Source organism: Miniimonas arenae, assembly GCF_006351005.1.
In the GTDB taxonomy this organism is placed as follows: Bacteria; Actinomycetota; Actinomycetes; order Actinomycetales; family Beutenbergiaceae; genus Miniimonas; species Miniimonas arenae.
This window is the reverse complement of sequence record NZ_VENP01000041.1, coordinates 13,390-27,925: the sequence shown is the minus strand read 5'-3', so window position 1 is coordinate 27,925 and position 14,536 is coordinate 13,390. Positions and strand designations below refer to the sequence as shown.

Annotated in this window: 10 protein-coding genes and 1 tRNA gene; 2 read left to right on the top strand and 9 right to left on the bottom strand. The window is 70.5% G+C overall.

The features are described from left to right. Positions 1-50 precede the first annotated feature (50 nt). From FH969_RS10855 to FH969_RS10815, 9 genes are all read right to left on the bottom strand, one after another. Positions 51-3,938: a DNA-directed RNA polymerase subunit beta' gene (locus FH969_RS10855; protein ID WP_139987244.1), complete on the bottom strand. Its 3,888-nt coding sequence runs from the start codon at positions 3,936-3,938 to the stop codon at positions 51-53. Between the two features lie 92 nt (positions 3,939-4,030). Continuing rightward, the gene (rpoB, locus tag FH969_RS10850) at positions 4,031-7,549 is read right to left on the bottom strand and encodes a DNA-directed RNA polymerase subunit beta (protein ID WP_139987243.1); all 3,519 of its coding nucleotides are present in this window, start codon (positions 7,547-7,549) and stop codon (positions 4,031-4,033) included. A gap of 342 nt (positions 7,550-7,891) precedes the next feature. Further along, the gene (gene rplL, locus FH969_RS10845; RefSeq protein WP_108719186.1) at positions 7,892-8,278 is read right to left on the bottom strand and encodes a 50S ribosomal protein L7/L12; all 387 of its coding nucleotides are present in this window, start codon (positions 8,276-8,278) and stop codon (positions 7,892-7,894) included. 98 nt (positions 8,279-8,376) lie between these two features. After that, entirely contained in the window at positions 8,377-8,898 is a 522-nt protein-coding gene (gene rplJ / locus FH969_RS10840) for a 50S ribosomal protein L10 (protein ID WP_108719185.1), read from the bottom strand. A gap of 324 nt (positions 8,899-9,222) precedes the next feature. Next, positions 9,223-9,939 carry a 50S ribosomal protein L1 gene (gene rplA / locus FH969_RS10835; protein ID WP_108719184.1) on the bottom strand — a complete coding sequence of 239 codons (717 nt, stop codon included), beginning with the start codon at positions 9,937-9,939 and terminating at the stop codon, positions 9,223-9,225. Positions 9,940-10,072: 133 nt separating this feature from the next. Further along, complete coding sequence (gene rplK / locus FH969_RS10830; RefSeq protein ID WP_108719183.1) at positions 10,073-10,504, bottom strand: 50S ribosomal protein L11; 432 nt, start codon at positions 10,502-10,504, stop codon at positions 10,073-10,075. 91 nt (positions 10,505-10,595) lie between these two features. Further along, positions 10,596-11,432: a transcription termination/antitermination protein NusG gene (gene nusG / locus FH969_RS10825; protein WP_139987242.1), complete on the bottom strand. Its 837-nt coding sequence runs from the start codon at positions 11,430-11,432 to the stop codon at positions 10,596-10,598. Between the two features lie 58 nt (positions 11,433-11,490). Further along, positions 11,491-11,754 (bottom strand): preprotein translocase subunit SecE, encoded by a 264-nt coding sequence (secE, locus tag FH969_RS10820; RefSeq protein ID WP_108719181.1) that lies wholly within the window; start codon positions 11,752-11,754, stop codon positions 11,491-11,493. A 46-nt stretch (positions 11,755-11,800) separates the two neighbouring features. After that, positions 11,801-11,873: transfer RNA gene (locus FH969_RS10815), tRNA-Trp, on the bottom strand. Between the two features lie 285 nt (positions 11,874-12,158). Here FH969_RS10815 and FH969_RS10810 point away from each other — a divergent pair. Both FH969_RS10810 and FH969_RS10805 read left to right on the top strand, forming a co-directional pair. Then, a complete protein-coding gene (locus FH969_RS10810) occupies positions 12,159-13,328 on the top strand; it encodes a pyridoxal phosphate-dependent aminotransferase (RefSeq protein ID WP_246071873.1) in 1,170 nt (389 codons plus the stop codon). A gap of 41 nt (positions 13,329-13,369) precedes the next feature. Beyond that, positions 13,370-14,392, top strand: a complete 1,023-nt coding sequence (locus tag FH969_RS10805) for an adenosine deaminase (RefSeq protein WP_139987240.1) — start codon at positions 13,370-13,372, stop codon at positions 14,390-14,392. Positions 14,393-14,536: the final 144 nt, after the last annotated feature.

The window sequence follows — 14,536 nt, the reverse complement described above, 5'->3', positions numbered from 1 at the left end:
CGGGCCGTCACCGTGAAGGTGACGGCCCGCCGTCGTGCGCTGGGTGCGGATCAGCGGTAGTCGTCGTACCCGCGGCCGAGATCGAGCTCCTCGAGGGCGATCGCCTCGCCCGAGCCCGAGCCGAGCGGCAGGTAGTCGATCTCGTCGTAGCCGAAGGCCGGGTACAGCTCGGCCTTCGCCTCCTCCGTCGGCTCCACCTGCACGTTGCGGTATCGGGCCAGGCCGGTGCCGGCCGGGATGAGCTTTCCGAGGATGACGTTCTCCTTCAGGCCGAGCAGCGAGTCGCTGCGACCGCTCATCGCCGCCTCGGTGAGCACCTTGGTGGTCTCCTGGAAGGAGGCCGCCGAGAGCCACGAGTCGGTCGCGAGCGAGGCCTTCGTGATCCCCATCAGCTCGGGGCGGCCGGAGGCGGGGGTACCGCCCTCGGACACCACACGCCGGTTCTCGTCCTCGAACCGGCCGCGCTCGGCCAGCTCGCCGGGCAGAAGGTTGGAGTCACCCGAGTCGAGCACGGTCACGCGACGCAGCATCTGCCGCACGATGACCTCGATGTGCTTGTCGTGGATGTCCACGCCCTGGCTGCGGTAGGTCTCCTGGACCTGCTGCACCAGGTGCTTCTGCACGGACTGCGGACCGAGGATGCGCAGCACCTTCTTCGGGTCCACGGCGCCGGCCACGAGCTGCTGGCCGACCGTGACGTGCTGGCCGTCCTCGATCAGGAGGCGCGAGCGCTTCGAGATCGGGTAGGCGAGCTCCTCGGAGCCGTCGTCGGGCGTGACGATGAGGCGACGGGTGCGCTCGGTGTCGTCGATCCGGATGCGACCGGCGGCCTCGCTGATCGGGGCCTCACCCTTGGGGGTGCGTGCCTCGAACAGCTCCTGGACGCGCGGCAGACCCTGCGTGATGTCGTCGGCCGAGGCCACACCACCGGTGTGGAACGTCCGCATCGTCAGCTGGGTGCCGGGCTCACCGATCGACTGGGCCGCGATGATGCCCACGGCCTCGCCGACGTCGACGAGCTTGCCCGTCGCGAGGGACCGGCCGTAGCACTTCGCGCACGTGCCGACCCGCGAGGCGCAGGTGAGCACGGAGCGCACCTTGATCGTCTCGACGCCCGCCTCGACGAGGCGGTCGATGAGCACGTCGCCCACGTCGTCGCCCGCCGAGGCGAGCACCGTGCCGTCGTCGCCGAGCACGTCGGTCGCCATCGTGCGGGCGTAGGCCGAGGTCTCGACCGTCTCCGCACGCAGCGCCACGCCGTCGGCGCCCTTCTCGGCGATCACCGTGACGAGGCCACGCTCGCTGCCGCAGTCGTCCTCACGGATGATGACGTCCTGCGACACGTCGACGAGACGACGGGTCAGGTACCCGGAGTCCGCCGTCCGCAGCGCGGTGTCGGCCAGACCCTTGCGGGCGCCGTGGGTGGCGATGAAGTACTCGAGCACCGAGAGGCCCTCGCGGTAGTTCGAGGTGATCGGGCGCGGAATGATCTCGCCCTTCGGGTTCGCCACCAGACCACGCATACCGGCGATCTGACGCACCTGCATCCAGTTGCCTCGCGCACCCGAGCCGACCATCCGCTGGATGGTGTTGCGGGCGGGGAAGCTCTTGCGCATGGCGTCGGCGACCTCGTCGGTGGCCTTGGTCCACACGTCGATGAGCTCGCTGCGACGCTCCTCGTCCGTGATGAGACCACGCTCGTACTGGCTCTGGATCTTGGCGGCCTGACCCTCGTAGTTCTCGAGGATCTCGGCCTTGCCCTCCGGCGCGACGACGTCGGAGATCGCGATCGTGACGCCCGAGCGCGTGGCCCACTGGAAGCCGGCGGCCTTGAGCGCGTCCAGGCTCGCGGCCACCTCGACCTTCGGGTACCGCTCGGCGAGCTCGTTGACGATGCCCGACAGCTCGCGCTTGCCGACCACGCCGTTCACGAACGGGTAGTCCACCGGCAGCGTCTCGTTGAAGAGTGCGCGGCCCAGCGTGGTCTCGAACAGGATCGGCTGGCCGACCTCCCAGCCCTCGGGGGCCTCGAAGTCGACCGGCGGGACCAGGTCGTCCAGACGGATCGACACGACGGCGTTCAGGTCGAGCGTGCCGGAGTCGAACGCCATGATCGCCTCGGCGATCGAGCTGAACGCGCGGCCGGCGCCGAGTGCGTCGTCCTTGTCGCTCGTCAGGTGGTACAGGCCGATGATCATGTCCTGCGAGGGCATGGTCACCGGACGGCCGTCCGACGGCTTGAGGATGTTGTTGCTCGAGAGCATGAGGATGCGGGCCTCGGCCTGCGCCTCGGCGCTCAGGGGCAGGTGCACGGCCATCTGGTCGCCGTCGAAGTCGGCGTTGAACGCGCCGCAGACGAGCGGGTGCAGGTGGATCGCCTTGCCCTCGACGAGCTGCGGCTCGAACGCCTGGATGCCCAGGCGGTGCAGCGTGGGAGCGCGGTTGAGCAGCACGGGGTGCTCGGTGATGACCTCCTCGAGGACGTCCCACACGACCGACCGGGCGCGCTCGACCATCCGCTTGGCGCTCTTGATGTTCTGCGCGTGGTTGAGGTCCACGAGGCGCTTCATCACGAACGGCTTGAAGAGCTCCAGCGCCATCTGCTTGGGCAGACCGCACTGGTGCAGCTTCAGCTGCGGGCCGACCACGATGACGCTGCGGCCGGAGTAGTCCACGCGCTTGCCGAGCAGGTTCTGCCGGAACCGGCCCTGCTTGCCCTTGAGCATGTCGGAGATCGACTTGAGCGGGCGGTTGCCCGGGCCGGTCACCGGACGGCCACGGCGGCCGTTGTCGAACAGCGCGTCGACGGCCTCCTGGAGCATCCGCTTCTCGTTGTTCACGATGATCTCGGGCGCGCCGAGGTCGAGCAGCCGCTTGAGGCGGTTGTTGCGGTTGATGACGCGGCGGTACAGGTCGTTCAGGTCGGACGTGGCGAAGCGGCCACCGTCGAGCTGGACCATCGGACGCAGGTCCGGCGGGATCACCGGGATGCAGTCCAGGACCATGCCGAGCGGGCTGTTCGTCGTCGTCATGAACGCGTTGACGACCTTGAGGCGCTTGAGGGCACGCGTCTTGCGCTGGCCCTTGCCCGTGCGGATGATCTCGCGCAGGGTCTCGGCCTCGGCGTCCAGGTCGAAGGTCTCCAGGCGACGCTTGATCGCCTGCGCACCCATCGAGCCCGCGAAGTAGGCGCCGTAGCGGGCCTCGAGCTCGCGGTAGAGCATCTCGTCACCCTCGAGGTCGGCGACCTTGAGGTTCTTGAACCGGTCCCACACGCGCTGCAGGCGGTCCAGCTCGAGGTCACCGCGCTTGCGGATCTGAGCCATCTCGCGCTCGGCGGAGTCCTTGACCTTGCGGCGGGCGTCCGACTTCGCGCCCTCGGCCTCGAGCTCGGCGAGGTCCGCCTCGAGCTTCTTGGCGCGCGCGTCGATGTCGAGGTCGCGGCGGCGGGCGATCTGCTCGCGCTCGACGTCGATCTCGTTCTGCAGGCTCGGCAGGTCGTTGTGGCGCTGGTCCACGTCGACGTCCGTGATCATGTACGCGGCGAAGTAGATGACCTTCTCGAGGTCCTTCGGCGCGAGGTCGAGCAGGTAGCCCAGCCGCGACGGGACGCCCTTGAAGTACCAGATGTGGGTCACGGGCGCGGCGAGCTCGATGTGCCCCATGCGCTCACGGCGCACCTTGGAGCGGGTGACCTCGACGCCGCAGCGCTCGCAGATGATGCCCTTGAAGCGCACGCGCTTGTACTTGCCGCAGTTGCACTCCCAGTCCCGGGTGGGCCCGAAGATCTTCTCGCAGAAGAGCCCGTCCTTCTCCGGCTTGAGGGTGCGGTAGTTGATCGTCTCAGGCTTCTTGACCTCGCCGTGCGACCAGGTGCGCACGTCCTCGGCCGTCGCCAGGCCGATCCGCAGCTCGTCGAACAGGTTGACGTCGAGCAAGGTGTCCTACTTCCTTCGGTGTCTCACCGGTAAAGGTTCTTCGTGGGATCCGGGGCCGGCGCGCCCGGCCGTGGCCGGGCGCGCCGTCGTCCTCAGATCTCGTCGACGCTGCTCGCGTCGGGACGACGGGACAGGTCGATGCCGAGCTCCTCAGCCGCCCGGTAGACCTCCTCGTCGGTGTCGCGCATCTCGATGAGGGTGCCGTCCGCCGAGAGGACCTCGACGTTCAGGCAGAGCGACTGCATCTCCTTGATGAGCACCTTGAAGGACTCGGGGATGCCGGGCTCGGGGATGTTCTCCCCCTTCACGATGGCCTCGTAGACCTTCACGCGGCCCGGGACGTCGTCCGACTTGATGGTCAGGAGCTCCTGCAGCGCGTAGGCGGCGCCGTACGCCTCGAGGGCCCACACCTCCATCTCGCCGAACCGCTGGCCACCGAACTGGGCCTTACCGCCCAGGGGCTGCTGCGTGATCATCGAGTACGGGCCGGTCGAGCGCGCGTGGATCTTGTCGTCGACCAGGTGGTGGAGCTTGAGGATGTACATGTAGCCGACCGACACCGGCTCCGGGAACGGCTCGCCGGAGCGGCCGTCGAACAGCCGCGCCTTGCCGGTGGAGTCGATGAGCCGCTGGCCGTCGCGCGTGAGCAGCGTCGAGTCGAGCAGACCCGCAAGCTCCTCCTCGCGCACGCCGTCGAAGACGGGCGTGGCGACCGGCGTCCCGGGCGCACCCACGAGTGCGCTCTCGGGCAGCACCCGGGCCCACTCCGGCGTCCCGGCCTTCTCGTCCCGCGGACCCTCGTAGAGGGACGCGTCCCAGCCGGTCTTGGCGACCCAGCCGAGGTGCGTCTCGAGCACCTGGCCGACGTTCATGCGGCCGGGCACACCGAGCGGGTTGAGCACGACGTCCAGGGGCGTCCCGTCCTCGAGGAACGGCATGTCCTCGATCGGGAGGATCTTGGAGATGACGCCCTTGTTGCCGTGACGGCCGGCGAGCTTGTCGCCGTCGGTGATCTTGCGGCGCTGCGCCACGTACACCCGCACGAGCTGGTTCACGCCGGGGGGCAGCTCGTCGCCGTCCTCGCGGTTGAACTCGCGCACGCCGATGACCGTGCCGGACTCACCGTGCGGCACCTTGAGCGAGGTGTCGCGCACCTCGCGCGACTTCTCGCCGAAGATGGCGCGCAGCAGACGCTCCTCCGGGGTCAGCTCGGTCTCACCCTTGGGCGTGACCTTGCCCACCAGCACGTCGCCGGCGCCGACCTCGGCACCGATCCGCACGATCCCGCGCTCGTCGAGGTCCGCGAGGACCTCGTCGGAGACGTTCGGGATGTCCCGGGTGATCTCCTCGGGGCCGAGCTTCGTGTCACGAGCGTCGACCTCGTGCTCCTCGATGTGGATCGAGGACAGGACGTCCTCGGACACCAGGCGCTGGCTGAGGATGATCGCGTCCTCGTAGTTGTGCCCCTCCCAGGACATGAAGCCCACGAGGAGGTTGCGGCCCAGGGCGAGCTCGCCCTCGTCCGTCGCCGGACCGTCCGCCAGCACCGAGCCGACCTCGACCCGCTGGCCCTCGTCGACCAGCACGCGCTGGTTGTAGGAGGTGCCCTGGTTCGAGCGCTGGAACTTGGCGACGCGGTACGTGAAGTACGTGCCGTCGTCGTGCGAGACGGTGATCGCGTCGGCCGAGACCTCGGAGACCACACCGGGCTTGGTCGCCACGATGACGTCCCCGGCGTCCACGGCCGCGCGCCGCTCCATGCCGGTGCCGACGAGGGGGGCCTCGCTGCGCACCAGCGGCACGGCCTGCCGCTGCATGTTCGCGCCCATGAGGGCGCGGTTGGCGTCGTCGTGCTCGAGGAACGGGATCATCGCCGTCGCGACGGACACCATCTGCCGCGGCGAGACGTCCATGTAGTCCACCTCGTCGGCGGGGACCAGGACGGCCTCCTCGCCACCGGCGCGGACGAGCACGTTCTTCTCCGCGAACGTGTTGTCCGCGGTGAGCGGGGCGTTCGCCTGCGCGATGACGTGACGGTCCTCGTCGTCGGCCGTGAGGTACTCGACGTCGTCGGACACCACGCCGTCGACCACCTTGCGGTACGGCGTCTCGACGAACCCGAACGGGTTGATCCGCGCGTACGTCGCCAGCGAGCCGATGAGGCCGATGTTCGGACCCTCGGGGGTCTCGATCGGGCACATGCGGCCGTAGTGCGACGGGTGGACGTCACGGACCTCCATGCTCGCGCGGTCGCGGGAGAGACCACCCGGGCCGAGCGCCGACAAGCGACGCTTGTGCGTCAGGCCGGCGAGGGGGTTGTTCTGGTCCATGAACTGCGACAGCTGGCTCGTGCCGAAGAACTCCTTGATGGAGGCGACGACGGGCCGGATGTTGATGAGCGTCTGGGGCGTGATCGCCTCGACGTCCTGGGTGGTCATGCGCTCGCGCACGACGCGCTCCATCCGGGACAGGCCCGTGCGGACCTGGTTCTGGATGAGCTCGCCCACGGCGCGGATGCGACGGTTGCCGAAGTGGTCGATGTCGTCGGTCTCGACGCGCACCACGACCGGCTCCTCAGGCGTGCCGAGCGTGAGCTCGTCGAGCCCGCGGTGCAGCGCCGCGAGGTACTTGACCGTCGCCACGATGTCGTCGACGCCGAGCACCGAGTCCGTGAGCGCGGCCTGCCGGCCCAGCTTCTTGTTCAGCTTGTAGCGGCCGACCTTCGCGAGGTCGTAGCGCTTGGGGTTGAAGTAGAAGTTGTCCAGCAGCGCGCCGCCGGCCTCGACCGTGGGCGGCTCGCCCGGACGGATCTTGCGGTAGATGTCCAGCAGCGCCTCGTCCTGGGTCTGGACGGAGTCCTTCTCCAGGGTCTCCAGCACGACCGGGAACTCGGCGAACTCCTCGCGGATCTGCGCCTCGGTGAGGCCGAGCGCCTTGAGGAAGACCGTCACCGACTGCTTGCGCTTGCGGTCGATGCGCACGCCGACGGCGTCACGCTTGTCGATCTCGAACTCGAGCCACGCGCCGCGGCTCGGGATCATCTTCGTGGTGAAGACGTCCTTGTCCGACGTCTTGTCCGCGAGGCGCTCGAAGTAGACGCCCGGGGAACGGACGAGCTGCGACACGACGACGCGCTCGGTGCCGTTGATGACGAACGTGCCGCGCTCGGTCATGAGCGGGAAGTCGCCCATGAACACGGTCTGCGACTTGATCTCACCGGTCGTGTAGTTGACGAACTCGGCGGTCACGTAGAGCGGCGCGGCGAAGGTGAAGTCCTTCTCCTTGCACTCCTCGGACGTGAACTTCGGCGACTCGAACCGGTGGTCCCGGAACGAGAGCGACATGGAGCCACCGAGGTCCTCGATCGGGGAGATCTCGGCGAAGATCTCCTCCAGGCCCGAGGTGGCGGGGACCGTCTGGTTGCGCTTGGCGGCCTCCTCCACGCGGGCCCGCCAGCGCTCGTTTCCGAGGAGCCAGTCGAAGCTGTCGGTCTGGAGACCGAGGAGGTCGGGGGCCTGAAGAGGCTCGGTGATCTTCGCGAACGAGACTCGTCGCGAGGCGGTGCGGTTAGCGATAGCGTCAGCGGTCGAGGAGGTGCTCGAGGCAGCCAAGAGGGATCCTTCCCTACGAAAAGGGTGTTCTCGCGCGCGGGCCTAGGCCCTCAGGGCACGACGACGAAGACCTGACCCACGCCGGGGTGGACGAGGGCAGCCAAAGTCGTCGAACGGGTTGGGGGGCACAGGACAGCGCAAAGCGCGAGCATACCGAAGTTGCCTAGCTCGGTCAACCCCGGGGCGGAGTGTGCGGGAAGCGGGCCGCCGGAGCCGGCAGCGACGCGCCGAGTCGTGCAGAATGGCGACACGGCCACGGGGCCCGCACCGGACGGTGCGGGCCCCGTGGGCTGCGGCCGAGGCCGCGGTGCTCAGCGAGCGGTCAGCGAGTGGTCGCTGAGGTCACTTGATCACGACGGTCGCGCCGGCGCCCTCGAGCTGCTCCTTGGCCTTGTCGGCAGCCTCCTTGGTGGCGGCCTCGAGAACCGGCTTGGGAGCGCCGTCGACGAGGTCCTTCGCCTCCTTCAGGCCGAGGCCGGTCAGGGTGCGCACCTCCTTGATGACGGCGATCTTCTGCGAGCCGACGGCCTCGAGGATGACGTCGAACTCCGTCTGCTCCTCGACCTCCTCGGCGGGAGCGGCGCCCGCGGGGGCGGCGACGGCGACGGCGGCCGGGGCGGCCGCGGTGACCTCGAAGACCTCCTCGAACTGCTTCACGAACTCGGAGAGCTCGATGAGGGTGAGCTCCTTGAAAGCGTCGATGAGCTCGTCGGTGGTGAGCTTCGCCATGGTCGGCGTTCCTTCCTGTGATGTGTCCTGCGCGTGGTGCGCGAGTACGGGGTGGTGGGATGACACCGCTGGTGCCTGAGGGCCGAGGCCCGCAGGTCTCAGGCGGCGTCGGCCTGCTTCTCGCGCAGGGCGTCGATGGTGCGGACCGCCTGCGATGCGGGAGCGGTGAAGAGGTACGCAGCCTGGTAGAGCTTCGCCTTCATCGCGCCGACCGCCTTGGCCAGCAGCACCTCACGGGACTCGAGGTCCGCGAGGGCAGTGATCTCGGCAGGAGTGATCTCCTTGCCGTCCAGCACTCCGGCCTTGACGACCAGTGCCGGGTTCGCCTTGGCGAAGTCACGCAGACCCTTGGCCGCGTTCACCGGGTCCCCGGTGACGAACGCGATGGCAGAGGGGCCGGCGAGCTTCTCGGCGAAGCCCTCCAGACCAGCCTCGCGCGCCGCGATCGCGGTCAGCGTGTTCTTCGCCACGGCGTAGTGCGCGTCGGCCCCGAGGGCCGTGCGCAGTGCCTTGAGCTGGGCGACCGTCAGCCCGCGGTACTCGGTGAGCACCGCCGCGCTGGAGCCGCGGAAGAGCTCGGTGAGCTCGGCGACGGCTGCCGCCTTGTCCGGCCTCGCCATGGCATTCCTTTCGAGTGACGACCCCCGGCTGCGTCGCCCACAGAGAAAGCCCCGTGCGCAGGCACGGGGCTCATCGGGTCATCGGCGCACGTGGCGCCGCACTCGCGAACTCGCACCTGCGCAGGCTTCCCTGAGGAACTTCGCTCCGGCGTGCTCGGGCGCTCGCGCGTCGAGGGCAGCCAGGATGACCGGCGGTCTGGGGTACGTCACCATCGTACACGACGGCGAGCGCCGGTTCGTCCATCGCGTCCGGACGCCGCAGGGCCCGGACCGAGTCGGTCCGGGCCCTGCGAGCGTGGCGTGCGTGGCGCTGGAGCGCGTGGCTCAGGCGGCGTCCTCGGACGCGACGTTGCGCGTCTTGGTGACGTCGAGCGGGATGCCCGGGCCCATCGTCGTGGAGACCGTGCCCTTGGTGAGGTAGCGGCCCTTCGACGACGACGGCTTGAGACGCAGGATCTCCTCGAGCGCGGCGGCGTAGTTCTCGGCGAGCTGCTCGTCCGTGAAGGAGACCTTGCCGATGATGACGTGCAGGTTCGCGTGCTTGTCGACGCGGAACTCGATGCGGCCACCCTTGATCTCGGTGACGGCCTTGGCCACGTCCATCGTGACCGTGCCGGTGCGCGGGTTCGGCATGAGGCCGCGCGGGCCGAGCACGCGGCCGAGGCGGCCGACCTTGCCCATGAGGTCCGGCGTCGCGATCGCGGCGTCGAAGTCGGTGTAGCCGGCGGCGACCTTCTCGATCAGCTCGTCGCCGCCGACCTCGTCCGCGCCGGCCTCGAGGGCCTGCTGGGCGCGGTCGCCGACGGCGAACACGACGACGCGGGCGGTCTTGCCCGTGCCGTGGGGAAGGTTGACGGTGCCGCGCACCATCTGGTCCGCCTTGCGCGGGTCGACGCCGAGGCGGAAGGCGACCTCGACCGTGGAGTCGAACTTCGCCGTCGCCGTCTCCTTGGCGAGCCGGACGGCCGCGAGGGGGGCGTAGGTGGTGGTGCGGTCGACCGCGGTCGCCGCCTTGCGGTAGCTCTTGCCGTGCGTGGCCATGCTGTCTGCTCCTTGGTTCGTCCGGGCGCTCGGCCCGGAACGGCAGTCGTGGTCCTCGGGCCCACGCGGGCCCTGCCACTCGTGACGGCCGGCGGCCGTCACGGTTGCGCCGACGGGTGTCGGCACGGATGTCTCACTCGGAGACGGTGATGCCCATCGAGCGCGCGGTGCCGGCGATGATCTTCTCGGCGGCGGCGAGATCGTTGGCGTTGAGGTCGGCGAGCTTGGTGGTGGCGATCTCGCGCACCTGCTCCTTGGTCAGCGACGCGACCTTCGTGGTGTGCGGCGTGGGCGAACCCTTGGCGACCCCGGCGGCCTTCTTGATGAGCTCGGCGGCCGGCGGCGTCTTGAGGATGAACGTGAACGAGCGGTCCTCGTAGACGGTGATCTCGACGGGGATCACGTTGCCGCGCTGCGACTCGGTCGCGGCGTTGTAGGCCTTGCAGAACTCCATGATGTTGACGCCGTGCTGACCGAGCGCGGGGCCGATCGGCGGGGCCGGGTTGGCGGCGCCCGCGTTGATCTGGAGCTTGATGAGGCCGGAGACCTTCTTCTTGGGAGGCATGCTGCGTTCCTTCGGTGTGATGGGCCGACGCCGTGGGCGATGACCCGGTTGCAGGGTGGCACGGCCGCCGCGAGGCGGTCGTGGCCGTCGGTCAGATCTTGGTGACCTGGCCGAACGACAGCTCGACCGGGGTGTCCCGGCCGAAGATGGAGACGAGCACCTTGAGCTTGGCCGACTCGGGCTGGATCTCCGAGATCGTGGCCGGCATGCCCTCGAAGGGGCCGTCGGTGACCGTGATGGACTCGCCCACCACGAAGTCGACCTCGATCGGCCGGCTCGCCTGGGTGGCGCCGCCACCGCCGCGCTGCGCGGCGGGCGTGCGCGCCTCGACCACGGGCGCCAGCATCGAGATGACCTCGGGGATCGTGAGCGGGACCGGGGAGTGGGTGTGCCCCACGAAGCCCGTGACGCCCGGGGTGTGCCGGACGGCGCCCCACGACTCGTCGGTGAGGTCCATCCGGACCAGGACGTAGCCGGGGATGCGGACGCGCTTGACGACCTTCTTCTGCGCGTTCGCCTTGATCTCGACGACCTCCTCCATCGGGACCTCGATCTGGAAGATGTACTCCTCCATGTTGAGGGTCGAGATGCGGGTCTCGAGGTTCGACTTCACGCGGTTCTCGTAGCCCGCGTAGGAGTGGATGACGTACCAGTCACCGGGCAGCGCGATGAGCTCGCGGCGGAAGGCCTCGACCGGGTCGACGTCCTCCTCGGACTCGGGCTCGGCGGCGTCTGCCGCGGCCTCGTCGGCGGTGGCCTCGTCGGCGGTGGCGTCGGCGGACTCGGCCACCTCGACGGCGGACTCCTCGGGGGCCTCGGCGTCGGTGGGGGCGCCGCCGTCGATCGCGTCGGCCACCTCGGGGGCGTCGACGGCCTCGCTCGTGGCGACGTCGGTCTCCTCGACGTCCGTCGAGTGGGTCTCGGACACGTCCGGCCTGCTTTCTCTCGTGATCGTGCGGTCGTCGCGGTCCGTGGACCGCGCGGGGTCAGGCGCTCGGGGTGCCGAAGACCCACATGACGAGCTTGCCGATGCCGAAGTCGAGCACGAAGACGAACGCCATCACCAGGAGCACGAACACGAGCACCACGATGGTGTAGTTCACGAGCTCCGAGCGCGTCGGCGTGACGACCTTGCGCAGCTCGGCCACGACCTGACGGACGAAGAGGGCGATGCGGGCGAACAGCCCCGGCTGCTGCTCCTTGGAGCTCTTGCCCGGCCGGTTCGCCTCGGCGGTGCTCGACTCGCTCATGACCCCTCCTTCCGCGGTGCACGGACCGCGTTCGCGGCCCAGTGTGCAGGGCAGGCGGGACTCGAACCCACAACCGCCGGTTTTGGAGACCGGTGCGCTACCAATTGCGCCACTGCCCTACGGTGCCCGCGTTCGCCGTCGTCGCCGAACCGTAGCCGTCCCGCACCAGAAGGGGGGAAGGGGGCATGGTCGAGCATCGCGGCGGCAGGCACCGAGGGGACACTCTACGCGAGGTTGGCGGCCGGGTCGAACCGACCGGGGCCCGTCGATGCCACGATAGGACCGTGAGCACCGCTTCGACCTCCGCGACCCCCACCCAGGCCCACGTCGAGCCCGCCGCCTCGTCCGCGACCGACTCGCCCACCGCCACCCCTCGCGCCCGCGTCTCCGCGCGCCTCGCCGCGATCGCCGAGTCGGCCACGCTCGCCGTCGACGCGAAGGCCAAGGCGCTCAAGGCCGCCGGCCGCCCCGTCATCGGGTTCGGTGCCGGCGAGCCGGACTTCCCGACGCCCGCGCACATCGTCGAGGCGGCCGCGGCGGCCTGCTACGACCCGGTCAACCACCGCTACAGCCCGGCCGCGGGCCTGCCCGCGCTGCGTGAGGCGATCGCGGCCGCGACGCTGCGCGACAGCGGGTACGACGTCTCGCCGTCGAGCGTGCTGGTGACGAACGGCGGGAAGCAGGCCGTCTACCAGGCGTTCGCGGCCGTGGTCGACCCGGGCGACGAGGTGCTGCTGCCCGCACCGTACTGGACCACCTACCCCGAGGCCATCCGGCTCGCGGGCGGCGTCCCCGTCGAGGTCTTCGCCGGTGCCGACGCGGGCTACCTCGTGACGGTCGACCAGCTCGAGGCGGCCCGCACCCCGGCGACGAAGGCGCTGCTGCTGTGCTCGCCGTCGAACCCCACCGGCGCGGTGTACGACGCGGCTCAGGTCGAGGCCATCGGGCGGTGGGCGCTCGAGCACGGCGTCTGGGTCATCACCGACGAGATCTACCAGCACCTCGTCTACGACGACGCGGTGTTCACGCCCGTGCTCGGCGTCGTGCCCGAGCTCGCCGACACCACCATCGTGCTCAACGGCGTCGCCAAGACGTACGCGATGACGGGCTGGCGGGTCGGCTGGATGCAGGGCCCGGCCGACGTCATCCGTGCCGCGACCAACCTGCAGTCGCACCTGACCTCGAACGTCAACAACGTGGCGCAGCGCGCGGCGATCGCCGCGCTCACCGGCGGGCTGGACGCCGTCGCGCAGATGCGCCAGGCCTTCGACCGTCGGCGACGGGCCATCGTGGCGGCCCTGGACGCGATCGACGGCGTGTCGTGCCCGACGCCGAAGGGCGCCTTCTACGTCTACCCCTCGGTCGAGGGGGTGCTGGGTCGGGAGATCCGCGGCGTGGTGCCCACGACGTCCGCCGCGCTGGCCGAGCTGATCCTCACGGAGGCGGAGGTCGCCGTCGTGCCCGGTGAGGCGTTCGGTCCGAGCGGCTACCTGCGGCTGTCCTACGCGCTCGGCGACGACGCGCTCGCCGAGGGCGTCGGACGGATCGCGGCGCTGCTCGGTGAGGCGCGCTGAGCCCACCGGGCGCTGCCGCCGGCGTCCCTAGACTCGGGACGATGCGCGACCTCACGACGCTTCCCAAGGCGCACCTGCACCTGCACTTCACGGGGTCGATGCGGCTCGCGACGCTCGTGGAGCTCGCCGAGGCGGCGGGCGTGCGCCTGCCGGCCGCGCTGCTGGACGGCGTGCCGGACGTGCCGGCCGACGTCCGCGGCTGGTTCCGGTTCCAGCGCCTGTACGACGCCGCGCGCGGGGTCGTGCACAGCGAGCAGGCGATGCGCCGGGTGCTGCGCGAGGCGGTCGAGGACGACGCCGCCGAGGGTTCACGGCGCCTGGAGCTGCAGGTCGACCCGACCTCCTACGCGCCCCACGTCGGCGGCCTGACGCCCGCGCTGGAGATCGTGCTCGACGAGGCGCGCCGCGCCCAGGCCGCGACGGGCGTGTCGGTGGGGATCGTCGTCGCCTCCTCGCGCCTGCGCCACCCGCTCGAGGCACGCACGTTGGCGCGGCTCGCGGCGCGGCACGCGGGCGACGGGCCGGGCGAGGTGGTGGGGTTCGGGCTGTCCAACGACGAGCGCCGCGGCGTCACCGCGGAGTTCACGCCCGCCTTCGCGATCGCCGCGCGGGCGGGTCTCGCGAGCGTGCCGCACGGCGGTGAGCTGCTCGGCCCGGAGCACGTGCGCGACGTCGTCACGCACCTGCGCCCGCGGCGTCTCGGACACGGCGTGCGCGCCGCCGAGGACCCCGCGCTGCTGGACGAGCTCGCAGCGGCCGGCATCGCGTGCGAGGTGTGCCCGGCGTCGAACGTCTCGCTCGGCGTGTTCCACGAGGCGCGGCACGTGCCGCTGCGCGCGCTGGTCGACGCGGGGGTTCCGGTGGCGCTCGGTGCCGACGACCCGCTGCTGTTCGGCTCGCGGCTCGTCGCGCAGTACGAGGCGGCCCGGCGGGTGCACGGCCTGTCCGACGGCGAGCTCGCCGCCCTCGCCCGGGACGCGATCGGCTCGAGCCTCGCGCCCGAGCGGGACCGGACCGCGTGGCTCGCCGAGGTCGACGCGTGGGAGGCCGCGGCCCCGGCGTGAACTCGGCGCGCGCCTCTCTCCGTGACGGGAGAGCGACTCGCCGTGACGCGAGAGCGACTCCCGGGCCTGCTCGGACGACCGCCGCACGCGTCGGCGCAGGTCAGAGACACGCGTCCCGCGCGGAGGGCCGGCCGAGTCGCTGTG

What these genes read in the sequence shown, in the direction of transcription:
- secE (WP_108719181.1), bottom strand. Translation starts at nt 11,754, where the DNA reads ATGAGCGAGTCGAGCACCGCCGAGGCGAACCGGCCGGGCAAGAGCTCC.
- rplK (WP_108719183.1), bottom strand. Translation starts at nt 10,504, where the DNA reads ATGCCTCCCAAGAAGAAGGTCTCCGGCCTCATCAAGCTCCAGATCAAC.
- rplA (WP_108719184.1), bottom strand. Translation starts at nt 9,939, where the DNA reads ATGGCCACGCACGGCAAGAGCTACCGCAAGGCGGCGACCGCGGTCGAC.
- rplJ (WP_108719185.1), bottom strand. Translation starts at nt 8,898, where the DNA reads ATGGCGAGGCCGGACAAGGCGGCAGCCGTCGCCGAGCTCACCGAGCTC.
- FH969_RS10805 (WP_139987240.1), top strand. Translation starts at nt 13,370, where the DNA reads ATGCGCGACCTCACGACGCTTCCCAAGGCGCACCTGCACCTGCACTTC.
- rplL (WP_108719186.1), bottom strand. Translation starts at nt 8,278, where the DNA reads ATGGCGAAGCTCACCACCGACGAGCTCATCGACGCTTTCAAGGAGCTC.